Annotated in this window: 18 protein-coding genes; 6 read left to right on the forward strand and 12 right to left on the reverse strand. The window is 61.3% G+C overall.

The window, feature by feature from the left end; all coding sequences use genetic code 11:
* Positions 1-168: 168 nt before the first annotated feature.
* The 3 genes from ABD937_RS04250 to arfB all read right to left on the reverse strand — a co-directional run bounded on the left by ABD937_RS04250 (position 169) and on the right by arfB (position 3,508).
* A complete protein-coding gene (locus tag ABD937_RS04250) occupies positions 169-1,668 on the reverse strand; it encodes a lipopolysaccharide biosynthesis protein (RefSeq protein WP_345253664.1) in 1,500 nt (499 codons plus the stop codon).
* Positions 1,669-2,006: 338 nt separating this feature from the next.
* A complete protein-coding gene (locus tag ABD937_RS04255; protein WP_345253665.1) occupies positions 2,007-3,050 on the reverse strand; it encodes a cytochrome-c peroxidase in 1,044 nt (347 codons plus the stop codon).
* 38 nt (positions 3,051-3,088) lie between these two features.
* Complete coding sequence (gene arfB, locus ABD937_RS04260; RefSeq protein WP_425185803.1) at positions 3,089-3,508, reverse strand: alternative ribosome rescue aminoacyl-tRNA hydrolase ArfB; 420 nt, start codon at positions 3,506-3,508, stop codon at positions 3,089-3,091.
* A 509-nt stretch (positions 3,509-4,017) separates the two neighbouring features.
* Here arfB and dtd point away from each other — a divergent pair.
* Genes dtd through ABD937_RS04275 form a run of 3 tightly spaced genes read left to right on the forward strand, consistent with a single transcriptional unit; the run spans position 4,018 to position 5,173 of the window.
* A complete protein-coding gene (gene dtd / locus ABD937_RS04265; RefSeq protein ID WP_345253667.1) occupies positions 4,018-4,470 on the forward strand; it encodes a D-aminoacyl-tRNA deacylase in 453 nt (150 codons plus the stop codon).
* Complete coding sequence (locus ABD937_RS04270; protein WP_345253669.1) at positions 4,467-4,853, forward strand: group III truncated hemoglobin; 387 nt, start codon at positions 4,467-4,469, stop codon at positions 4,851-4,853. The genes dtd and ABD937_RS04270 overlap by 4 nt, the downstream gene beginning before the upstream one ends.
* Entirely contained in the window at positions 4,850-5,173 is a 324-nt protein-coding gene (locus tag ABD937_RS04275; protein WP_345253671.1) for a nucleotide pyrophosphohydrolase, read from the forward strand. Before ABD937_RS04270 ends, ABD937_RS04275 begins: the two co-directional genes overlap by 4 nt.
* Before the next feature lie 325 nt (positions 5,174-5,498).
* Here ABD937_RS04275 and ABD937_RS04280 read toward each other — a convergent pair whose 3' ends face one another.
* The 4 genes from ABD937_RS04280 to ABD937_RS04295 form a co-directional block, all read right to left on the reverse strand.
* Complete coding sequence (locus tag ABD937_RS04280; protein WP_345253673.1) at positions 5,499-6,014, reverse strand: hypothetical protein; 516 nt, start codon at positions 6,012-6,014, stop codon at positions 5,499-5,501.
* The gene (locus ABD937_RS04285) at positions 6,011-6,496 is read right to left on the reverse strand and encodes a hypothetical protein (protein ID WP_345253675.1); all 486 of its coding nucleotides are present in this window, start codon (positions 6,494-6,496) and stop codon (positions 6,011-6,013) included. The genes ABD937_RS04280 and ABD937_RS04285 overlap by 4 nt, the downstream gene beginning before the upstream one ends.
* Before the next feature lie 64 nt (positions 6,497-6,560).
* Positions 6,561-6,977, reverse strand: coding sequence for a hypothetical protein (locus tag ABD937_RS04290; RefSeq protein WP_345253676.1), 417 nt, complete (start codon positions 6,975-6,977; stop codon positions 6,561-6,563).
* Positions 6,978-7,102: 125 nt separating this feature from the next.
* On the reverse strand, positions 7,103-7,756 hold the full coding sequence (locus ABD937_RS04295) for a TPM domain-containing protein (RefSeq protein ID WP_345253677.1): 654 nt from the start codon (positions 7,754-7,756) through the stop codon (positions 7,103-7,105).
* Positions 7,757-7,858: 102 nt separating this feature from the next.
* On the opposite strand from ABD937_RS04295, the gene ABD937_RS04300 reads away from it, so the two are divergent.
* Positions 7,859-8,791, forward strand: a complete 933-nt coding sequence (locus ABD937_RS04300; RefSeq protein WP_345253679.1) for a hypothetical protein — start codon at positions 7,859-7,861, stop codon at positions 8,789-8,791.
* 281 nt (positions 8,792-9,072) lie between these two features.
* On the opposite strand, the gene ABD937_RS04305 is transcribed toward ABD937_RS04300, so the two are convergent.
* Together ABD937_RS04305 and ABD937_RS04310 are read right to left on the reverse strand one after the other, a co-directional pair.
* Entirely contained in the window at positions 9,073-9,654 is a 582-nt protein-coding gene (locus ABD937_RS04305) for a hypothetical protein (RefSeq protein WP_345253681.1), read from the reverse strand.
* Positions 9,655-9,695: 41 nt separating this feature from the next.
* Complete coding sequence (locus ABD937_RS04310; RefSeq protein WP_345253682.1) at positions 9,696-10,124, reverse strand: lipocalin family protein; 429 nt, start codon at positions 10,122-10,124, stop codon at positions 9,696-9,698.
* Between the two features lie 228 nt (positions 10,125-10,352).
* Here ABD937_RS04310 and ABD937_RS04315 point away from each other — a divergent pair, with 228 nt between their 5' ends.
* A complete protein-coding gene (locus ABD937_RS04315) occupies positions 10,353-11,483 on the forward strand; it encodes a YihY/virulence factor BrkB family protein (protein WP_345253683.1) in 1,131 nt (376 codons plus the stop codon).
* A gap of 435 nt (positions 11,484-11,918) precedes the next feature.
* Here ABD937_RS04315 and ABD937_RS04320 read toward each other — a convergent pair whose 3' ends face one another.
* Positions 11,919-17,252: a beta strand repeat-containing protein gene (locus ABD937_RS04320; protein ID WP_345253684.1), complete on the reverse strand. Its 5,334-nt coding sequence runs from the start codon at positions 17,250-17,252 to the stop codon at positions 11,919-11,921.
* Positions 17,253-17,834: 582 nt separating this feature from the next.
* Between ABD937_RS04320 and ABD937_RS04325 the strand changes: the two genes are divergently transcribed.
* Positions 17,835-19,298, forward strand: coding sequence for a glycine--tRNA ligase (locus tag ABD937_RS04325; protein ID WP_345253685.1), 1,464 nt, complete (start codon positions 17,835-17,837; stop codon positions 19,296-19,298).
* Positions 19,299-19,603: 305 nt separating this feature from the next.
* On the opposite strand, the gene ABD937_RS04330 is transcribed toward ABD937_RS04325, so the two are convergent.
* Positions 19,604-20,368: a YdcF family protein gene (locus tag ABD937_RS04330; RefSeq protein WP_345253686.1), complete on the reverse strand. Its 765-nt coding sequence runs from the start codon at positions 20,366-20,368 to the stop codon at positions 19,604-19,606.
* Positions 20,369-20,464: 96 nt separating this feature from the next.
* The gene (locus ABD937_RS04335) at positions 20,465-21,205 is read right to left on the reverse strand and encodes a ferredoxin--NADP reductase (RefSeq protein ID WP_345253688.1); all 741 of its coding nucleotides are present in this window, start codon (positions 21,203-21,205) and stop codon (positions 20,465-20,467) included.
* Between the last annotated feature and the right edge of the window lie 605 nt (positions 21,206-21,810).

The following is a 21,810-nucleotide window of genomic DNA, read 5'->3' on the forward strand; positions in this document are numbered from 1 at the left end:
GATCGCGCCGGCTGCGCAGCAGCCTTCCGCGTTTTAAGAACTTTGGAGCTTTGAGCCGCTAGCCATTGTGAAAAGAGGTCCGGCGCGAAATGTTCAACCGCAGCAAGAGTAGCGTTGTGCCGGACGGCCTCACGGATATTTTCCGCGCTTTCTGCGTATTCCGCGTGCCTACCCCAGGTAGCGCCCGATCACCGGCAGCCGTGCAAATTCCTTGCGCTCCACCTTCAGCAGCAGGGCCCCAAAGGCCGCGAGCAGCAATGCGCTGAAGCCCCAGTTGATCCATCGCGATAGATCGAGTTGCTGAAAGGCCAGCGCGATGCCGTATAGGGCCACACAGATGAAGAGGTAGGCCAGGATCTTTTTCACCGGGTAGGGAACCGGGTAGGCCTTCTGTCCCCACACATACGATACCACCATCATGCTTCCGTAGCAGCAGAACGTAGCCCAGGCGCAGGCCCAGTAGCCGAAGCGCGGGATGAAGAGGTAGTTGATGCCGAGCGTGAGCGCCGCGCCGATGAGCGTGATCCAGGCGCCCGCAGACGTGCGGTTGGAGAGCTTGTACCAGATGGAGAGGTTGTAGTAGATGCCGAGAAACATGTTGGCCAGCAGCAGCACCGGCACCACGCCGAGCCCGGCCCAGTAGCGCTCGTGGATGAAATAACGCCAGACGTCTAAGTAGAGGGCTACCACGAGGAACATGACACAGATGACGATCACGAAGAACTTCATCACGCGGGCATAGGTGCGCGTCGGATCCTGGCCCTGCGCCTGCCGGAAGAAGAAGGGCTCCGCGCCCATGCGGAAGGCCTGGATGAAGAGCGTGATGAGGATCGACAGCTTGTAGCAGGCCCCGTAGATGCCTACTTCCGCCTTTCGGGCTTCGAGCGTCGGCTCCGACGACCACCAGCCCAGCATCAGCCGGTCGAGGGTTTCGTTGATCATGCCGGCGAAGCCTACCAGGATCAGCGGCGCCGCATACGCGAGCAGCTCGCGCCACAGCTTCGGATCGAAGCGCCATTGAAAGGCGAAGACGCCTTTGGCCAGCAGCAGGAAGGTAACGCCGGCCTGGAACAGGTTGGCGAGGACCAGGTAGCCCACCTCGTAGCCCGGGCGGTAAAAGGCATGCACCCAGCTGTAGGGATCCTCCTTGTAGATCCACGGGCAGTAGGAGAGAAAGAAGAACGTAGCGCCGATGTTGACCAGGATGCCGAGCACGCGCACGAGCGCGTACATCCGCGGGCGCCCCTCGTAGCGCAGGCGTGCAAAGGCCAGCGTGGAGGCGGCGTCGAGCGCGATGATGAGGGCCGCAAACGTGATGTACTCGGGGTGGCGGGGGAACAGCAGCAACTCCGCCAGCGGCTGCCGGAACAGGAGCAGCGCCGCCGTGAAGAGCAGCGTCGTGGTGAGCAGCGAGAGGGAGGCGGTGCCGTACACGCGCTCGTGGTCTTCGGGGCTCTTCGAGAAGCGGAAGTAGGCCGTCTCGAGGCCGTAGGTGAACAGCACGTTCAGGAACGGAATGGCGGCATAGAGCGTGCTGATCTCGCCGAAGGCGTTGGTGAGCAGCTTCGCGGTAATGTAGGGCGTGAGGAGGTAGTTGAGAAAGCGCGCCGCGATGGAGCTGACGCCGTACCACATGGTCTGTCCCGCAAGTTGTTTGATGCCGCTCAAGTAGGGGTGGTTTGAAGAGGAGCAAAGGTACGGGGTTGTGGTCGGAGCGGGTGGTGGCAAGCAATAGGAACGTCCTTGTACGGTAAACGATCCTTGTTTTGCCGCCGCAAGCGGCTTGCTTTTCTCAAAGCGGGACGAGGATTTCACGCGGAGACGCAAAGCCGCCAAGAACGCAAGGTTTATCAGACCATGCTGGATCTCCTCAAAGCGATCCCTGCCTTTGTCAGCGGATGGTTTCGACGGTTCTGGCCCTGCCCTTCTCAATGACGCACGCAGCGAACCGCCGTGGCTCCGTGCCGCCGTGTGAAACCAACTGCTGCAGGCAGGACCCAACGAACCTACGGCCGGTAGCGCGGATTATTGACATAAGCCGTATCCGTGAGCGTGAACAGGAACGCCACGAGGTCGTCTTCCTGCGCCGTCGTCATCGGGATGCCGCCGGCAAGGAGCGGGTCGAGCGTCGGGCCCGGCTGCACACCGTTCTGGTAGTGCCGCAGCATGAGGCGGAACGCGCTGAAGCGCCCGTCGTGCCCGTAGTAGGAGCTAAGGGAAAGGTTGCGCAGAGACGGCACCCGGAATTTGAGCGAGTCGGCACCGTTGCCGGTAACGGTCATCCGGCCGGCGTCGCGCAGTACGGGATCCTGCGGGAGCCCGGTGTTGCGGTAGGAGAAGTCGGAGAAGAGGGGCTCGCGGTGGCAGGAGCCGCATTTGGCGATAAAAAGCGCGTAGCCGCTTTGCTCCTGCGTGGTGAATGCCGCTTCGCCGCGTTTCACTTTGTCGTAGCGGCTGTCGGCCGAGACCATGCTGAGCTGGAATTGCTTCAGCGCGTCGGTGAGGCGCATAGCGCTGACCGTTTCATCGCCGTAGGCCGCGCGGAACAGGCGGCGGTAGGCCGAATCGCCCTGCAGCTTCGCAACCACATTGGCGAGCGTCTCGCCCATTTCGGTAGGGGACGTCAGGTGGTGTACCGTTACCGACTCCAGCGAGTTGTAGCGTCCGTCCTGGAAGTAGTTCTGGTACCAGGCGAGGTTCAGCAGCGCCGGCGCATTGCGGGTGGTGTGCGAGCTGTTGACCCCGTGGCTCAGGTCGTGGTCGGGCGTGGTGAAGGAGGCCGAGGCCACGTGGCAGGAGCCACAGGCATGCACCCCGTCGCTCGACAGCCGGCCCTCGTAGAAGAGGCGCCGCCCAAGCTCCACGCCTTCGCGCGTCAGCGGCGCTGCCGCAAAATCATAGGCCGGTTGGGGGAAGCCCGCGGGCGTGGCAAAAAGCATCGGGGTAGCACGGAACGCATCGGAGCGCCTGCAGCCGGCCAACAGGGCGGCCCCGCCGCCGCAGAGCAGCGCCAGCAGGGATAGGATCGTCCAGGGGCGCAGGGAAAGCATGGTGGAACTAAGCTAAGCGGAAACCGGTTTCCGGATTGTTAAATGTCACCGGGGCGGAACTTGCGGCGTCCCGACTTGATCTCGGCGTCCCGCTTCTTGCCGCGGAGGCGCGCTTCCTTGACGCCTTTCGGGATCCGGGTGGCGAGGCGCATCTTTTTCCGGTGCAGCGCACCGGCGACGAGCTCGTGGAGCTTGCGCGCGGCCTCGCGCCGGTTTTCGAGCTGCGTGCGGAAGGTCTGTGCCTTTACCCACACCGCCCCCTCGGCATTGATGCGGTGGCGCAGCTTCTCCAGCACGAGCGCCTTCTGCTCCTCGCTGAGCAGGGCCGACGCGGCCACGGGAAACCAGGCAAGCACCGCGGTCTCCACCTTGTTCACGTTCTGTCCGCCCTTGCCGCCGCTGCGCGTGGTCTGGAATTGTATCTCGGGTGTCAGGTCCATGGGTAAGTCAAAAGTCAAAGGTAAAAATTCAAAATGGGGTTCTTTGATTGGTAATTCCTTTACGGATTCAAATATGCTGCCGCGGTGGGCTTTACGTTTTACGCAAAGGCGAAAAGTCGAAGAGTGCAAAGGCCGTCATTAGAGCACAGCGTCTTCCAAGGCAGCGTAACGAGCCGTCTCGTCATTGCGAACGTAGTGAAGCAATCTCCTCCGTTACGCGGAGTGTTTAGACGCTGTGCGTTACGCAGGATTTCCAAAAGTGTGCGTACAGGTGCGGTGTGGCGATCAGGTGCTGTGGGCTCCTTCTTGTAGCCTCAAGCGTAGCGGAGGAGGTTGTCCCGAAGCTTCGGGACGTTGATGTCCGCCTTCGGCGTCCATCTGCCTCGCAATGACGCCCCCCGTGTAGCGCATCATCCCTTGGTCTTCTTTGTAACTTCCATTTTGCGTGAAGCGTGGTTTCTGACAGAACGCCGCACCTTCAAAACCTTTTGACTTTTGACTTTTGAATTTTGCCTTCTTTTGCACCCATGCGCGCCGTGATCCAAAGAGTGAGTGAGGCCTCTGTAGTCGTAGACGGGAAGACCGTCGGCGCCATCGGCGCAGGACTGCTCGTGCTGGTGGGCATTGAAGAGGCCGATACGACCGAAGACGTGCAGTGGCTTTCCGCCAAGATCGTGGGCATGCGCATTTTCAGTGACGACGAAGGCCTCATGAACCGCTCCGTGCAGGACATCGGCGGGGGCATCCTCGCCATCTCGCAGTTCACCCTGCATGCCGCCACCAAAAAAGGCAACCGTCCTTCCTTTATCCGCGCCGCCAGGCCGCCCGTGGCCGTGCCGCTCTACGAAGCGTTTGTACAACAGCTCGAAACCGATTCCGGGAAGCCCGTGGCCACCGGCATCTTCGGCGCCGACATGAAGGTGTCGCTCCTCAACGACGGCCCCGTCACGATCGTCATGGATAGTAAAAACAAAGAATGATGCGCGACCTGGAAACGAGGGCAGACATCGAGGCCGTGCTGACGGAGTTCTACGCGGCGGCCTTCGCCGACGACCGCATCGGGCGTTTCTTTACCGAGGTTGTGCCCCTTGACCTCGCCGCCCACCTCCCGCACATTGCCGACTTCTGGGAAAGCGTGGTGCTCGGCGGTCCGCACTATGCCAAGAACGTGATGGCGGTGCACCAGCAGATTCATAACCTCTCGCCGATTCAAAAGGAACACCTCGACCGCTGGGTAGAACTCTTCACCGCCACGGTGGCCGTGCACTTCGAAGGACCGAAGGCCACCCTCATGCAGCAGCGCGCCCGCTCGGTGGCGACGCTCATGGACATCAAACTCAATCATCCCCCGAAAAGCTTATGACGCTTCAGCAGGCACAGCAACAGGTAGACGAATGGATCCGCAGCACCGGCGTGCGGTATTTCAGCGAGCTCACCAATATGGCCATCCTCACCGAGGAGGTAGGCGAGGTGGCGCGCCTCATGAGCCGCCAGTATGGCGAGCAATCGTTCAAGGAAAGCGACACCGGCCGCGCGCTCGGCGACGAGCTGGCCGACGTGCTCTGGGTGCTGCTGTGCATCGCCAACCAGACCGGTGTGGACCTTACGGCGGCACTGGAGAAGAACTTCGAGAAGAAATCGATCCGCGACGCCGACCGGCATCGGCAGAATCCCAAGTTATAAGCAGCGCCATTCCGCAGAAATACGGTAGGGGCGGAAGCGCCAATAATTTCCACCATCAGCGCAGCTCCTACATCGGGGGCTTCGAAACACCTGTAAACGAAAGAGCCATCCTTGACAGGGCGGCTCGTAGTTGCTAACCTAAAAAATCATTAGTTGTTGTTGCTGTGGCCCGGCCCTCGGGGGCGGGCGGGTTCAAAAGTACGGCAGCCTGCCGGCGGCGCGGCGGCCTTTAGCCGAAGGGCGCAAAACGGGAGGTGTAGCGGCCGATCGCCCGGGCGGCTGCGGCCGGGCTTGCACCGGAAAAACGGGCTGCTTCAGGAGAGCGCTACTGCTTTTTACTGCGGCGTAAGCGCAGCGTCCAGGTAAGTCCAAGCGCAAATAAGGCGAGCAGTACCCCGCTTTGGATAAAGATCTTCTTTCGTTCTTCGCGGTGTACCCTTGCCGGGTCGATGACACGGACGCCGCGGTAGCGCAGGCCGATGATGCGCGGGGTTCCGTTGCGGCCGGCGCCGGCCACCTCGGCCAGCAGCGTATCGTCGTCGCGCAGGTCCTGCACCAGGGGCGTACCCGGCGGCGGCTGCCGGAGCTGCCGCAGCGCGTCGCCCCGTACCGAATACGTAAACGCCCCTTCGCGAAGGATATATTCGTCGCCGCCTTCGGAGCTGTAGTAGCGCGGCTTTTCCGACAGCACGAGCGGCACTTCGCGGAGCGGGCCGTTCCAATATACTTTGGGTCCGTCGAACAGGAACAGGAAGGGCAGGGCGATGAGTGGCCCGTACAGGAGCACGGCACGAAAGCCGCTGGCCTCTTTTTCGTTCTGATGGCGATCGGCAGCAGTCATCGGCGATGTTTGGAGATGAGGTCCACCACTTTTTTCGCCTGCTCCTTGTCGAGGTCTACGTTGCGCTCCACCATGCCGCCCGCCCGCAGGCGCAGGTGCAGGGTCAGCTGCTCGCTGTTCTCGTAGCCCGTACTCACCTCGAGGCGCACGGCCTGGATGTCGCAAAAAAAATAGGTCTGCTTACGCCGCCTCCAGATACGTGGGAGTAACGCACTCGAGCCGAAGTGCACCCGGTCGGTATACACCCGCACATGGTCCTCGCCGCTGTCCAGGAAGAAGAACAAAAAAACGAGCACCAATACCGACGTAAGCAGGGGCCGCACGTTGAAGTCGGCAGCAAGGTATCCGGCGGCGATCAGCGATAGGACACGCTGTACGAGCGCGAGCACAAAACTCCAGGGCGAGCTGGCCCGGTACAGTAGCTCGGGCGCCGTGTTCCGTGCCGTCGGAGTAGCTGCGTTGATGATCTTCGTTTTTGCCATGCGGTGCCCGGAAGTTACGAACCGGCTCCGAACCGTGTCTGTGACGCACGCGCTGCCCGGATCATCACGCAAGGTGCAGCGCATGCGCCGGGAGTTGCTCGCGCAGGGCGCGGTGCAGCGCTTTGTCGGTCACCCGGAAGGAAACCAAGCGGTCCTCCAGTGTCAGGTCGAGGAGGGCCGGCCAGAGGAGGTTGCCGGCGCGGCGCGAGAGCCAGGCCGCTTCGATGGCGCGGAGGGCGAGCACCGTTTCTTTACTGCGTCCCCAGCGGTCGAGGTAGGTAAGGCGGAGCCGGTCGTCGGTCAGCGAAAACGACCGCAGGTAGCGGCGGTCGCTCAGGAGCCACCCGGTAAGAACGGCGCCCAGGAACACGATGGCGGTGAAGAGCTCGAAGGGCGGGAGGCCCGGCGCAACACGGAGGAGGAATACGGCGACCAGGAGCAGCGGAATGCACCAGGCGCGGAGGAGCACTTGATGTTTCATAAACAGGCGCTCTGCAAATTCTGCGCCCGTGGAAAGGGATCCGAGATGTCAGATCTCAGATTCAGGCAGCGTTGCGACCATGTTCTGTGGACAGCTTTGCATCTCTACAAATCCGGGATCCCAAATCAGTCAGCCAGCAAGGTCATCAACCGCAGCATGGCTGCTTTCGTGCCTTCGAAATAGGCGCCCCGCCGGAAGTGCGGCAGCAGCAGCGTGTCGATGATGGCTTTCGTTTCCGCGTCCGGGATCCGCTTTTCGATCCCATGGCCGTTGCTGATCCGGACGAGCCGGTGCCCCGGGCAAATGCCGACCAGGATGCCATTGTTCGTTACCCGCTGACCCACGCCCCAGCTGTTGTGGAGGCGCAGTACCAGGCCATCGAATTCCTCCGGCCGCACCCACTGCGAGTCGAGGGTCACCACCGCCAGCTCATTGCCGCTCTTCACGTTATACTCCGAGAGCAGGGAGTCGAGGGAGCGCGCTTCTACGGCGGAGAACAACCCGGTAAAGTCGGAGACCCAGCCCTTCGGTAGGAGCGGCTTTTCCACGCGGATAGCGGCCGATACAAATTCGCCCCTGTCCCGGTAAAGGTCCCGGAAGCTCCTGCTGAGGCTGTCGGGCACAGCGGCCAGGGCGCTGTCGAGCCACTGCTCGCTTGCCCGTTCGGGTATATAGACGGTGTCGCGCACCGTGCGGCGGGCGAAGCCCCGGCCGGGTGGGTTGCCGGCACAGGACCAACAGGCGGAGAGCAGCAGGAGCGGGGTAACGAACTTCCACATAGTCAGGGGCGCCGGCGGTGGTCGCAGGGCCCGCGAAAGGTACGGCTCCTTGCGGCACCCGGCCCTTTTCCCGGGCGCGCCGGCCGTCGTATCTTGCCGCGCATGAATTACCGCGAACTCCCGCTGCGGGATCGTATGAACAAGGCGCGGGAGTATGCGCTCCTGCTGGCGCAGGACGAGATCCCCGTCGACGACATTCCTGCCACCCTGCAGGAGCTGTTTGCGCTGTCGCCGCAGCAGGCGGAAGAGGCGGTTGCCACGATGAAGCAGGTCTATCGGGCCGATTACCGCGCGGCGGGCCGCCGGCGCGCACAGTTTGCGCTGACCGCGTTGCTGGCCTCGGTGGTGATCACCATCTTTTATTATTTTCTCGCACAGGAAATACACCCGGCCTTCCTGCTGCTGCCCCTCCTGTTCGCTATCGGCGGCCTCGGCGCGCTCCTGCAACTGGTCCAGGTCGGCGACGAACACCTTGCCGGTGGCCGCCTGGCACATGCCTTTATCGAACGCGACCAAGACGGCTCAACCGGGCTGCACTGGACGGCAGTATCCCTGCTGGTAGCGCTCCTCTTCGTGGGTATGATGAGCTATCGCCTCGCGGCCGCCCCCGGCATCCTAGGGCCCGGCAGCACCTGGCGGCTCGGGGACAAGGTGCTGCAGGAGGCACCCGTGCGCGGGGAGACGGGCGGCAAGAACTCCTCGTATTTCTACGAGTTCCGGCTGGTCACCTACCCCGGCCGCTTCCGCTTTCACGAGACGTATTACGAATTCGCCCGGCGCACCACGTTGCTGGCCAACCTGGCGGCCGGCACCCCGCTCGACGTCGAGATACTGATGGAGGACAGGTCCCGGCTGGAGGACCGGGATGCATACGTCAACGTCGTGAACCTCGTGGTGGATGGGGTGCCGCTGTACAATGTGGCGGAGCGCAATGCCTTCCTCCGCGATAAGCAACGGCGTGAATTCCGATACAGCCTTGCTGGCCTCGCGGCGGCCCTGCTGCTCTGCTTCTGGCGCTACCGCACGAACGTTTAGATCTCGGATCGCGGATCTGTGATCTTGGATTTCAGATTTAGGATTTGTGATTTCAGATTTATGGCTGATGCACGAGCAAGATCTCAGATCGGTGATGTCGGATCTCAGATCTATTGCTGACGCACGAAAAGAGATTTAAGATTTCGGATTGGTGATTTGAGATTTATGGCTGACGCCGGTTGGGTTGGAGTCCAGGCGGAGATCGGGCCCCAACAGAATCTGAATTCTAAAATCACACATCTGAAATCCAAGATCTGAGATCACCGATCCCAGATCTGCGATCAATCCGCCAGGAGCTCCCGGCAGTGCAGGAGGATGTTCCCGGCGACGGAGCGGTCGAAGGCGGCGCTGTCGAAGGTGCGGTAGCCGCGGCCGGCGTCCTTGCGGCGCGCTTCCTGCTCGAGGCGCTCGAAGTCGAGGCGGGCGGCCGCCTTCAGGGCTTCGTAGTCGTCGGTGAGGCAGAAATATTCGAATTGCTCTTCCTTGAATTTATGGAAGCCCGCTTCGTCGAAGCCGCGCTCGGCCGTGAGGCGTCCCTTCCGGATCTCGAGCACCGTGCAGCCCCGGCCCTGCGGCAACACCAGCAGACGGCTCAGCCAGGTCATCACCCGGTCGTCGGGCTCGGGCCATACGTCGCCGGTAACGGAGCGAAGCCCCGTGCGGAGGTTGCGCGCGTCGGCCACGGAGAGGTCCATAATGGTCAGCAGCCCGTCGGGAACGCCGTAGGTAGCCCAGTAGCCGGGGGCAAGCAGGGCGGATTTTTTCGACGGATGTTTCTCGAACCAGGGGGCCAGCAGGTCTTCGCCGAGGTCGAGCTCGGCGCTGCCGTAGCGGAAGCGGTGGCGGGGGATGGGCGCGGGCATAGCCGGGCCAAGATACGGCAAGCAGCGCTTTGCCGGCCGCCTCAGAAACCAATACGGCCCGCGGTGTATTTACGGCGGATCACCCCTTCGATGCCGGGGCTGTTCAGGATCAGCCGGAGCGGAGATCGCTCGCTGACGAACTTGCGCTCCGGCACCGTGCTGCAGGGGCTGCGCAACAGGAGCGTATCGCCGTTGAGGGTGTAGGTGCCCGTGCAGCGCTGGAAGTTCCCATTTTCGTTCTCCTGGCGGATAAACTGCCCGTCGGCAGTGAAGGTCAGCGTATGGCTGCTTGCCTCCGACATGCGGTGCCACCTGAAAGCCCCGCCATTGACGTAGCCGCTGTAGACCTCGCGCAGGGTCCAGGTGCCTACGATCCGGTCATCACCCGTAGGTGCTGCCTTCCGGCAGGAAAAAGCGGCGGAGAGCAACAGCAGGAGCAGGAGGGGCGGGCCCGGTTTCGTGTGTGTCATAGTGATGGTTATCTCTTCTCCTGACCATCGGTGGCGCCGATTCGTTGCAGCGGGAGCTGACTTTTTGCGTGCACCGTCGGAGCCTCATCGTTCCCGATTGCCGGGCTTTGGCGTTAAACTCCGGCGCCGGGTTGTAGAAATAACGCCCGGCTTCCGCCGGAACACGCCCGGGGCCTGCATTACAGGCCAATTGGCCCTGTTCTTGCAAAATCAACCGAAACAACAGGCATGAATAAGAAGTTTTCGATAAAAGCAATGTGGCCCCTGTTGAAGAAGTCCTTCAAGGGCTTTTCAGAAGACAAGGTTCCGAAGCTCAGCGCCTCGCTGGCTTATTATACGGTATTCTCGCTCGCCCCGCTCCTGGTGGTGATCATCTCGCTCGCCGGCATCTTCCTCGGGCAGGAAGCCGCGCAGGGTACCATCGTGACCCAGATGCGCGGGCTCATCGGCGAGCAATCGGCTGGCCAGGTACAGGAAATGGTGCAGGGTGCTTCGCTTTCCGGCAAGAGCAATGTCGCGCTCATCATCGGCATCGTCACCCTCATCATCGGTGCCACCTCCATGTTCGGGGAGATGCAGGACTCGATCAACGGCATCTGGGGGCTCAAATCCAACCCGAAGGCCGGTCTCAAGGGCATGATCGTAAGCCGCCTGCTTTCCTTCGGCATGATCGTATCGCTCGGCTTCCTGCTGCTGGTGTCGCTGGCGGCCACTGCGGTGGTGGAAGGCCTCGGCGAGCGCCTGCAATCCGTATTTCCCGGGGTGCCGGTAACGCTCTTCTACATCATCAACCTTGTATTGACGCTCGGCGTAACGACGGTGTTGTTTGCCGGCATTTTCAAGGTGCTGCCGGACGCGAAGATCCAGTGGAAGCATGTATGGGTCGGGGCTGCCTTCACGGCCGTTCTGTTCATGATCGGTAAGTTCCTCATCGGCCTTTACATCGGTAAGAGCGACGTGGGCTCCACCTATGGCTCCGCCGGCTCCCTGATCGTGCTGCTCACGTGGATCTATTATTCGTCGTTCATCCTGTTCCTGGGTGCCGAGTTTACGAAGCACTACCTGGTGGAGTATGGCCCGGGCATCATCCCCGACAAGTGGGCCATGCCGATGGAGGGCTCCATCGTGGCTTCCGCCGAGCCCAAGAAGCAGCCGGCCACCGCGGCTCCCGTGCCTGCCGACCCGCAGCAGCCCTGGCGCACGCGTCCTTACCCGGGGCTGGCCGTGTCGGGCCCGCGCGACCCGCACTCCGCCCATGCCGATATGTCGCGCAAGGGTACGCAGGTGGGCGGCGTCAAGGCCATCATGGTGGCCATGCTCGCCGCGATGACCGGCGCGATCCGCCGCGGCCGCGGATAAAATAGGAAAGCAACATATTGAAGAACCAGTAAGAGGAGCGGTGAAAGCCGTTCCCCGGTGGAGGGGCCCCGAAAGGGGCCTCTTTTGCATCGCGGCCCCGGCCCCGGCCCGGCCCCAGCGCGCTGCGCGCAACCTTCGCATTCGCTCGGTTGGCCCCGAAGGGGGAATTTAGGTCGGACTTTCTTTCCGGCAGCTGCTTTTCTTAAAGTACAAAGCCCCTTTCCGCAAAAGCCCCCTCCGTAACCCGTCATTGCGCGCGCAGCGAAGCAATCTGCCCATCCCCACACCGAAGTAAACAACGCAAAAAAGCCCCCTGCGGCAACAGGGGGCTTTCGTATGAATGCACTTTAAGAAAGATCGCTACTGGAAAGTAGCTCGGTCCTAAGTGCCCCCTTCGGGGGACAGGGGGCCGGGACAGGGGCCGGGGACACGGGGCTACAGCTTGATCACTTGTTGTTGCTTCACTTCGCCGGTGCGCGTGTTGACGATGCGCAGCAGGTAGGAGCCGGGCGTGAGGCCGGAGAGGTCTACCTGGGTGCGGTTGCCGGTGAAGGCGCGCGGGGCAGACATCGGGGCACCGAGGCGGTTGACCAGCTGCAGGGTATAGGAGCCGCTCTGCGTCAGCGTTACCGTGGTAAGGCCCACCGAAGGGTTGGGGCTTACCTGCACCGTAGAAATGCGGGATGTGCTGGCGTCGCCGCCGGTATCGCCGCTGATGGTCACCGCGCAGCTGCGCACGTAGATGCGGAACACCCTCGTCTTGCCCGGGCAGGTGGTGGAGCCGTTGCCTACGGGGGTAACGTGGATCACCGCCGTCTGGTCGCCTGCGGAGGCCATGAAGGAAGGGATGTTGCCCGTGCCGGAAGCAGAGAGGCCGATGGCCGGGTTGTCGTTGGTCCAGGAGTACGAGGCAGCCGAGCCGGTGAACACGATGGGGGTGGTGTTGGTGGCTGTGCAGAAGACGCGGTTGTTGGGTGCGTCCACGCTTGCCTGCGGGTTGATGGTAATGCTGGTAGCCGCCGTTGCTGCGCAGCCGCCGCCGCTGGCCACTGTGTAGGTCACGGTGTAGGTGCCGGGCGTCGATTGGGCGAGGTTCACCACGCCGGTGGCGGGGTGGAGCACAAGGCCCGGGGTGGAGGTGTACACACCGCCGGTAGCGCCGCTGTTGCGCAGGTACGCCGGTCCGGCCTGGCAATAGGCTGCCTGGTCGTAGGCGATGGTGCCGGCCGCGGGATTTACCGTAATGGTGGTGCTCACCGGGGTGCCGGTGCAGCCCATGAGGCGCGGCGTAGCAGTGATCGTGGCCACCTGCACGGAGCCTGTGTTGTTGACGGTCATAAACGGATTGATATCATCGGTGCCGATGGCGCCGAGACCAATGGCCGTGTTGTTGTTGGTCCAGCTGACGGTGCTGCCCGCAAGGGAAGCGGCGAAGGCTACCGAGGCATTGCTGCCCGCACACAGTACCTGTGCAGAAGGCGTGCTGAGCGCCGGCGTCGGATTCACCGTGAGGCGGAACACGTGGGGCTTCAGCGCGCCGCACCCCGTGCCGCCCTGCGCCATCACCAGGATGCGGTCTTCAACCGGCGAAGTGCCGTTGTTGGTAGCCGTAAACGAAGGGATGGTACCGGTTCCGGAAGTGCCCATGCCGGTGTTGCCGGTGGAGGTCCAGGAGTAGCTGAGGCCCGGGATGCCGGTGAAAACGATGGGGCTGGTGGCCGCACCCGCGCAATACGTGTAGTTCGGGGTCGGGTTCACCGCCGATGCCGGACGGATCGTCACCTGCGTCGTGGTAAAGTCCGACGGCGAAGTGCCGTAGCGCACCGTGTAGGTACCCGGCTGCGAGGCGCCGAGATCGATAGTGCCGGTAGTGGCATCGATGGCGAGGCCTGCCGGCGTGGCGCTGTAGGTGCCGCCGGTAGTGCCGGTGCGGGTAACGGTCGCTGTTCCGGTAGCGTCGCAGTAGGGCGAGCCGCCATAGGCGATCGTGGCGGAGAACGGATTGACCAGGGTCACGGAAGTGGTGGTCGAGAACGGGTCGCAGCCGCCCGCAGCCGACACTTGGTAGGTAACGGTGTACGTGCCCGGCTGTGATGCCGCGAGGTTAATGGTGCCTGTGCTGCCGTTGATCGAGAGTCCGGTGGTGGAGCTGAAGGTGCCTCCCGTTGTTCCGGTGAAGGTGACGGCAGCCGTGCCGGTGCCCACCGCGTAGGGCGATGCGCCATAGGCGATGGTGGCCGAGGGGGCGGTATATACAGGTGTATTGCCCGAAACGTAACCGGCCGTCCAGTTGGAAGTGCTGCCGGAGAGTGCGAAGTTGACGAGCGTGGCGTGGTTGCTGCCCGTGGCATCGGTGAGCGTGTTCAGGCCCGCGTTGTTGCAGTCGGCAGTGCCTGCGTTCATCTTGTAATAGGCCACAAGACCCGCCTGGGGCAGCTGGAGCTCGCCGTTGCGGTTGTTATTGATCTCCGCGAAGCACAGCGCCCGGTTCCATACGCGCACCTCGTCCATCTTGCCGGTAAAGGCCGCGACGTTATTGTTGATGTCTTCGCGCATGCCGATCACGAGGCGGCCGTTGGCCGTATTGTAGCTGCGGGCCACACCGGCGGCGGGTGTCTTCTCCACCCCGTCGATGTAGACCTTGATCACCGTGCCGTTATACGTCACGGCCACGTGGTGCCAGTTGCCATCGGTAACGAAGTTGGGCACTTCGTAGTCGCCGGGGCCCCATCCGTATACATACAGGCGGTTGTTGATCGTGAAGGTTCCGAACACCTGGTTGGTGTTGCCCGTGCTGCCCCAGTTGAGCTGGTGGGCATAGGTGCCGGAGAGCTGGGCGTAGTACTCGATGGTGCGCGGGGCGTTGCCGCTGATGCCGATGTTGGCGTTGCTGATGGCGTAGTCGTTGCCCGTGCCGAAGGAGAGGGCGCCGCCGGCCACGGCCGGGTTCACCGTGATGGTGAAGCTGGTGGCGGTGCCGCTGCAGCCCGCCGACTGCGGGGTCACGGTAATGGTGGCCACGATCGGCGTATTGCCGGCATTGGTCGTGGTGAAGGAGGCGATATTGCCCGTGCCCGAGGCGGGGAGGCCGATGGCCGTGTTGTTGTTCGTCCAGGTGTAGCTGCTGGCGTTGGCGCCGCTGAAGGTTACCGAGGTGCTGTTGCCGGCGCATACGGTTTGATTCGACACCGTGTTAACGGTGGGCGTGTTGGTGCCTACGGTTACCTGTACGGTGCCGGTGCAGCCGTTGTCATCCGTGATCTGGACGGAATACGTACCGGCTGCAAGGCCGGAGCGGTCCTGGGAGGTAACGCCGCTGCCGATCCAGTTATAGGTGTAAGGGCCCGTGCCGCCGGTGGGCGTCAGGTCGATGGCGCCATCGCTGCCTGCGCAGCTCGCTGCGGTCACTACGGTAGTTCCCGATACGGGCGAGGAGGGCTGGGTTACGCTGATGTTGCTGATGGTACCCGTACAGCCGTTGTTATCGGTGATGACAACGGTATAGAGGCCGGCTGCAAGGCCGGTGCGGTCCTGGGTGGTAACGCCGCCGCCGATCCAGTTATAGGTGTAGTTGCCCACGCCGCCGGAAGGGGTGAGGTTGATCGCACCGTTGGTGCCGCCGAAGCAGGCCACGTTGGTGACTACCGTGGTGCCCGATACGGGCGATGCGGGCTGGCTTACCGAAATGTTGCTGACGGTACCCGTACAGCCGTTGTCATCGGTGATGGTAACGGTATAGAAACCGGCTATCAGGTTGGTGCGGTCCTGTGTGGTCGGACCACTCTGCCAGTTGTAGGTGTAGTTGCCTACGCCGCCGGTAGGGGTGAGGTTGATCGCACCGTTGTTACCACCGAAACAGGCGACATTCGTCACTACTGTAGTTCCCGATACGGGCGAAGTGGGCTGGGAAACGGAGATGTTGCTGACGGTACCGGTGCAGCCGATTTCGTCAGAGATCTGTACCTGGTAGGTGCCGGCAGTAAGGTTCGTGCGGTCCTCGGTGGTGACGCCGCTTCCGATCCAGTTGTAGCTATAGGAGGTTCCGGTGCCGCCTGTGGGCGTGAGGTTGATGGCGCCGGTGTTCCCGCCAAAGCAGGCTACGTTGGTCACGACCGTAGTGCCGGATACGGCAGTCGCAGGCTGACCGACGGTAATGTTGTTCAGCGTCTCTACACAGCCATTGTCGTCGGTAACGGTAACGCTGTAGGTGCCTGCAGCAAGACCGGTGCGGTCTTCGGTAGTAACGCCACCGCCCCAGTTATAGGAGTAGGGCGCCGTACCACCCGAGGGTGTCAGGTTGATGGTACCGTTGTTGCCACCAAAGCAGGAAACGTTGGAGACGACCGTAGTGGCCGACAGTGCGCTCGAAGGCTGGTTGATGGTGAAGTTGCGCGTAGCCTGGCAGCTGTTGGCGTCGGTGATCGTCACCGTGTAATTCCCGGCCGTAAGCCCGCTGGCCGCGTTGCCCGTTCCGCCGGAAGGCGACCAGCTGTAGGTATAGGTGCCGAAGCCGGTGCCGCCGGAAACGGAAACGGAGGCGGTGCCGGTAGCGCCGCCGTAGCAGGCTACATCCAGCTTAGCCGTGGAAACCGAAAGCGCGGAGGGTTGTGTGATGGTGGCGGGAGCGGACGCTGTGCACCCCTTGCTGTCGCTTACCGTTACGCTATAAGCGCCGGCCGTGAGGCCGGTGGCGGTGGCGTTGGTGCCGCCGCTCGGCGACCAGGAGTAGTTGTAGCCGGGCGTGCCGCCGGAGGCAGCTGCGGTAAGAGCGCCGGTGCTGCCGCCGTTACAGGCCACGTTGGTAGTGGAGCTGATCGTAGCCGAAGGCTTCGCGTTGATGGTCAGGTTGCTGCCGTTGTCGGATGAGGTGACCGCAGGATCGTTACTTACAATACGGATCCGGTAGCCGGTGCCGGTGGCGGTGGCCGCCGGGATCGTGCCGCTGATGGTACCCGAAGCCGCGTTGCCGCTGGCGGTACCCAGAGTCACCGGGGAAGCAAAGGAGCCGCTGCCGTCGGAAAGTTGCGCGGTAAAGGTGTTGCCGCTGTTGATGCCCGAAGACGTATACGGAATGCTCACTGAGGCTCCCGCGCAGAAGGGCGACCCGGAGATGGTGCCGACGGCAAGACTCGTGGGAATGGCCGCACTCGCATTGGCGATGGTGATCTTATTGAAATTCAGCTCGTCCACCGATACGTTGGAAGCAGCGGTGAACTGAATGGTGAGCGTGATGGAGGCCACATTGTTGTAGCCCGCAGCCGGCCAGGGGCTGGTAAAGGGCAGCAGCGATACCTTATTGGCGTTGGCATTGGAGGAGGTCGTAGCGCGCACCGGTGTGAAAGGCGAGGCGAGCTCGTGCTGGGCGATCGTATTGCCGTAATAATCCTTCATCAACAGGGTGAACACGTGGATCTGGTGGGTCACCTGGCTGCTGGTGCTGGTGACCGCATAAAAGGTGAGGTCCTTGAACGTGAACGTGCGCAGCACGGCCGGATTGGACACTCCGTTCTCCGCCTTCCATACCACCGTTTCCGCCGCGCCGTTGGTGCCTTGGTTGATGAAGATGTTGGAGGAGCCGTCCGCAATGAAGATGTTGCTGACAACGAACTTGTCGCCCAGTTTCCTGAAGCCGGTACCCCCGCTGTTGAGGGCGCCGAGCGTTCCCATGACGTAAGTGCCGTCAGCGGTTCCGCTCTGGGCAATCGAGGACAAGGCGAGGCATACGGATGCCGCGAGCAGCCCGAGCTTTCGGGCGATTGTTTTTCTCATAAACAGATTTTTAGAGGTCAGGCGTGGTTTAGTCGCCCGGTGGCGGTTCGGTCGGAAAATCGGATTGGGGCCGTGGGAGGAGGCAGTTGGTTTTGGCCGGCACTGCCGTTGCGGGCAGCGTTGTCGGCGAAAGTGCTGGTTTTTGCCGACCTGTACTATACCCCAAATGGGTTATTCCCGGCCCGGCCCCAGCGCTACGCGCGCAACCTTTGCTTCGCTCGGTTGACCCCGAAGGGGGAACTTGGGTTGCTACTTTCTTTACGGTAGGGAGCGTTCTTCTGGTGCAGCATCTGAAAGCATGAATACCTGAACACATAAGAGACGGGAGGAGGTGTGGAGCTGAGCGCTGCATTCATGCCCTCCTCTCTTTCCTTCCTCTCCCGCTTATACTCAATTGCTCATGTACTCTATTGCTCGCTTGCTCCACCTCCCGCTCATTTGCTTCCCCCGGCCCGCTTAACGTAGCATGCCCCGACACCGTCGGGGCATGCGCATCCACTGCTTCAAAAAATGGTACGGAGGAGAAAAGTTGATTCCGCCTAAGTTCCCCCTTTGTGGGACAGGGGGCTATATTTGCGCCCTATGGCAACGGACAGCAATAAATTCCAGGCGATCATCGCCCACTGCAAGGAATACGGCTTCATCTTCCCCTCCTCCGAGATCTACGACGGGCTCGGCGCCGTGTACGACTACGGCCAGTGGGGCGCGGAGCTGAAGAAGAACATCAAGGATCATTGGTGGCATTCCATGACCCGTATGTACGAGAACATCGTGGGCATCGACGCCGCCATCTTCATGCACCCCACCACCTGGAAGGCTTCCGGCCACGTCGACAACTTCTCCGACCCGATGATCGACAACAAGGACTCGAAGAAGCGCTACCGCGTCGACCACCTCATCGAGGCGAAGATCGAGGCGCTGTCGAACGAGGGTAAGCAGCTCGAGGCCGACCTCCTGCAGGGCAAGATGGACCACCTCATCGCCGAAGGCGACTTCGCCGGCCTCAAGGAGCTTATCGAAGACGAGAAGATCGTCTGCTCCGTGTCGGGCACCGCCAACTGGACCGACGTGCGCCAGTTCAACCTCATGTTTTCCACCGAGTTCGGCGCTACTTCCGACGAAGGCGACAACACGATCTACCTCCGCCCCGAAACGGCGCAGGGCATCTTCGTCAACTTCCTCAACGTGCAGAAGACCGGCCGCATGAAGATCCCCTTCGGCATCGCCCAGATCGGCAAGGCCTTCCGCAACGAGATCGTGGCGCGCCAGTTCATCTTCCGCATGCGCGAGTTCGAGCAGATGGAGATGCAGTTCTTCATCCGCCCCGGCACACAGAAGGAATGGTATGAATACTGGAAGGGCGAGCGCATGAAATGGCACCTCGACCTCGGCATCAGCCCCGACAAGTACCGCTTCCACGACCACGTGAAGCTCGCCCACTACGCCGACGCGGCCTGCGACATCGAGTACAACTTCCCCATCGGCTTCAAGGAGGTGGAAGGCATCCACTCGCGCACCGACTTCGACCTGCGCAACCACCAGGAGTACAGCAAGAAGAAGATGCAGTACTTCGACAACGACGTCGACCCCGCCACGGGCAAGCCCTATGGCAACTATATCCCCTACGTCATCGAGACCTCCATCGGCGTGGACCGCACCGTGATGCTCGTGCTGAGCGAGGCCTACGAAGAGCAGGACCTGAGCACGCCCGAGCGGAAAGACGATCGCGTGGTGCTGAAATTCCCGCCGAAGCTCGCCCCCATCAAGCTGGCCGTGCTGCCGCTTGTGAAGAAGGACGGGCTGCCCGAGGTGGCGCAGCAGCTGATGAGCGACTGCAAAGGCGCGTTCAAGTGCTTCTACGAGGAGAAGGACACCATCGGCAAGCGCTACCGCCGCATGGACGCCATCGGTACACCCTTCTGCGTTACCATCGATCACCAGTCGAAGGAAGACGGTACCGTCACGATCCGCTTCCGCGACACGATGCAGCAGGAGCGCGTGCCGATGAGCGAGGTGAAGCATCTGGTGCTTCGTTCGATGATCTGAGGACAACCGCAGAACAAGGAATATCGAATATTGTGAAATGAGGAGGGACTGTGTTCCCTCCTTTTTTATGGGTGTAGTAGAAGCGAGGGGCAGGGAGAGAAAGAACGCGGATTGCACGGATTTTATACGATCAGCGCGGATTATTTACTACACGGTTCTGCTCACGGTTTCCTACACCCTAATTTGGATCGATCGGTACGATTACCATCTACCCGTAGGCGGCTACAGTATCGATGGACGAACGAACAGATCTGCGTTCATCGTATCAATCATAAAAAATCTGCGTTCGTTCTCTCAAAGGTGCCTCATCCTTTTCCGGTGAGCTTATACGTGACAATCCCGAGCCACTCCTTGATGAGCGGATCCCAGTTCTGCAGCGCGGTGGATTGCGGCAGCAGGTAGTCTTCGATGAGGTTGTTGCCGGTGCTGCGCGATACGTAATCGCAGGGGAAGGGATCCACGGGGATGCCCTGCTTCTCGAATACGGGCTCGGCGCGCGGCAGGTGCGCGGCGGAGGTGATGAGCAGGTAGGGGCCGGGGAGGTGCGTGCTGTCGAGGATCCGCTTCGTATTGCGCGCGTTCTCGAGGGTGTTGCGCGATTCGGTATCGGTAAGGATGTCGGCCGCCGGCACGCCGAGCTCCACCAGCCGCTGCTTCGCAAAAGTTGCCTCCTGGAATCCGTGGGCCACCAGGTAGCCGTTGCCCGCGGGCACGATGACCTTGCCGATATGCCCGGTCTTATACAACAGTGCCGCCTGGATAAAGCGGTCCGAGGCATCGTTGAAGTACCCGGCGTTGTCGGCTGCATTGTAGTTTACGAAGCCGCCGAGCACGATGCCCACCGGGTAGCGGCCGGTACGCTCCACCGGCACCGGGTCAGGCTCCCAGGCGCGGTAGATCGTGTTGATGAGCCAGGGGTTCGAGAACACGAGCAGCGTAAGAACCGCCGCCCGCAGAAAGCCCTTCCGCCGCCGCTCGTGCCGCCGGAAGATCCAGGCCAGCAAAAACAGGAGCAGGACCCAGATCAGCGGGCGGAACAACCAGAGGAGGATTTTCATCAGGAGGAACATCCGGAAATAGGTTTAGAAGGTTTAGGGGGTTTAGGGGGTTTAGAAGGTTAGGGTACACAAACCAACCCCTAAACCGTCTAAACCCCCTAAACCTTTTTATCCATAAAGCTCAAGAACAACATCCTTCTTCTCAAACCCGAGCTTGAGGATGCGCTCCTTTGCCTCGTCTACCATGGCCTTCCAACCGCAGAGGAAGAACTGGGCGTGTGGCAAACTGCCTTCGGCGGCCTGGTGGGTATGCACGAGGTCTTCGTATACATTGTGGACATAGCCGCAGCAGCCCTGCCATTGCTCGCGCGAAAGCGTGGGCAGGTAGCGGAAGCCCGGCAGGCGCTCCTCGAGTGCGCGGAGCTCGTCGTAATAAAGAAGGTCGCTTTGGGAGCGTGTGCCGAAGATGAGGTGCAGGCCCTGGTGCGCAATGTTGTGGCGCTCGATGTGGTGCAACATGCTGCGAAACGGGGCGATGCCGGTGCCGGTGCAGATGAGGTACAGGTCTTTCTGCAGGTCCTGGGGAAGTACAAACACACCTTGTGGACCCCGTAGTTGCAATTCCGTCCCAACCTGCACCTCATGGAAGAGGTACTGCGTTCCGGCGCCGCCCTCGAGCAGCACGATCAACAATTCGAATTCGTTGGAGCCGTCGGGCCAGGAGGCGATGGAGTAGGAGCGCCAGCGCCGGTTGGGCTTTTCGTGAATGGGGAGATCGAGCGTCACAAATTGACCGGGGGTGAAGTCAAACCGCTCCAATTCGGGCACTTTTACCCAATAACGGCGGGTATTGTGGGTGGCTTGCTCAATGCGCGTAACAATGCCGGTGCGCCAGGGTTGCAGTGCCATAAACGGGGCAGTTTTAGGGGTTCTCCTGCAAAAATGCGTTAAACCGGCCGTTTTCCGGATTTTCTCGCAGCAATTGTGCAAACTGGCATAGTGATTGGAAATTATATACACGAAGCCGCTGATACAGCGTGACTTACGAAAGAAAAAGAGATCAAACTCAACATACTTTTTGTCGGACGGTTTAGGTTAAAAGGGCTGGTATTCTTATCGGCCCTCTTTTTTTTTATCTCAGATCGCGGATCGGTGATCTCATATCTGATGCTGACGCAAGATGTTGATTAAAGAGGTGTGATTTCAGATTTTTGCTGACGCCGCCTGAAGCGGTGCCCTTCCGGATCGCCGCCGGACCTCAAATGATTTTCTCTCCCGAAATTTTTAGCTGTCGCCGACAGCTTTTTTTATGCTTGTTTGTTTCGCCAGTAGGGTTCGGACTGAGCTACGGGAGGATCCCGAACCCGTGCATACACATCCGAACCTGGGAAGAACATTTCCACCGGAAGCGACTCTTACAAATTAACCAATAGACAAATAGACCAATAAACAACCTCCGGAGGGGCGAAATTTAACGGGCAACGCCTGGGCTTTTCGGCGCTAAATCTCGTAAA

The sequence above is a fragment of the Flaviaestuariibacter amylovorans genome, from assembly GCF_039541815.1.
GTDB lineage: Bacteria > Bacteroidota > Bacteroidia > Chitinophagales > Chitinophagaceae > Flavisolibacter > Flavisolibacter amylovorans.

Excerpts from the sequence above, each read along its gene's own strand:
- ABD937_RS04255 (WP_345253665.1), bottom strand. The coding sequence starts at position 3,050 with ATGCTTTCCCTGCGCCCCTGGACGATCCTATCCCTGCTGGCGCTGCTC.
- dtd (WP_345253667.1), top strand. The coding sequence starts at position 4,018 with ATGCGCGCCGTGATCCAAAGAGTGAGTGAGGCCTCTGTAGTCGTAGAC.
- ABD937_RS04270 (WP_345253669.1), top strand. The coding sequence starts at position 4,467 with ATGATGCGCGACCTGGAAACGAGGGCAGACATCGAGGCCGTGCTGACG.
- ABD937_RS04275 (WP_345253671.1), top strand. The coding sequence starts at position 4,850 with ATGACGCTTCAGCAGGCACAGCAACAGGTAGACGAATGGATCCGCAGC.
- ABD937_RS04280 (WP_345253673.1), bottom strand. The coding sequence starts at position 6,014 with ATGACTGCTGCCGATCGCCATCAGAACGAAAAAGAGGCCAGCGGCTTT.
- ABD937_RS04285 (WP_345253675.1), bottom strand. The coding sequence starts at position 6,496 with ATGGCAAAAACGAAGATCATCAACGCAGCTACTCCGACGGCACGGAAC.
- ABD937_RS04290 (WP_345253676.1), bottom strand. The coding sequence starts at position 6,977 with ATGAAACATCAAGTGCTCCTCCGCGCCTGGTGCATTCCGCTGCTCCTG.
- ABD937_RS04295 (WP_345253677.1), bottom strand. The coding sequence starts at position 7,756 with ATGTGGAAGTTCGTTACCCCGCTCCTGCTGCTCTCCGCCTGTTGGTCC.
- ABD937_RS04300 (WP_345253679.1), top strand. The coding sequence starts at position 7,859 with ATGAATTACCGCGAACTCCCGCTGCGGGATCGTATGAACAAGGCGCGG.
- ABD937_RS04305 (WP_345253681.1), bottom strand. The coding sequence starts at position 9,654 with ATGCCCGCGCCCATCCCCCGCCACCGCTTCCGCTACGGCAGCGCCGAG.
- ABD937_RS04310 (WP_345253682.1), bottom strand. The coding sequence starts at position 10,124 with ATGACACACACGAAACCGGGCCCGCCCCTCCTGCTCCTGCTGTTGCTC.
- ABD937_RS04315 (WP_345253683.1), top strand. The coding sequence starts at position 10,353 with ATGAATAAGAAGTTTTCGATAAAAGCAATGTGGCCCCTGTTGAAGAAG.
- ABD937_RS04320 (WP_345253684.1), bottom strand. The coding sequence starts at position 17,252 with ATGAGAAAAACAATCGCCCGAAAGCTCGGGCTGCTCGCGGCATCCGTA.
- ABD937_RS04325 (WP_345253685.1), top strand. The coding sequence starts at position 17,835 with ATGGCAACGGACAGCAATAAATTCCAGGCGATCATCGCCCACTGCAAG.
- ABD937_RS04330 (WP_345253686.1), bottom strand. The coding sequence starts at position 20,368 with ATGTTCCTCCTGATGAAAATCCTCCTCTGGTTGTTCCGCCCGCTGATC.
- ABD937_RS04335 (WP_345253688.1), bottom strand. The coding sequence starts at position 21,205 with ATGGCACTGCAACCCTGGCGCACCGGCATTGTTACGCGCATTGAGCAA.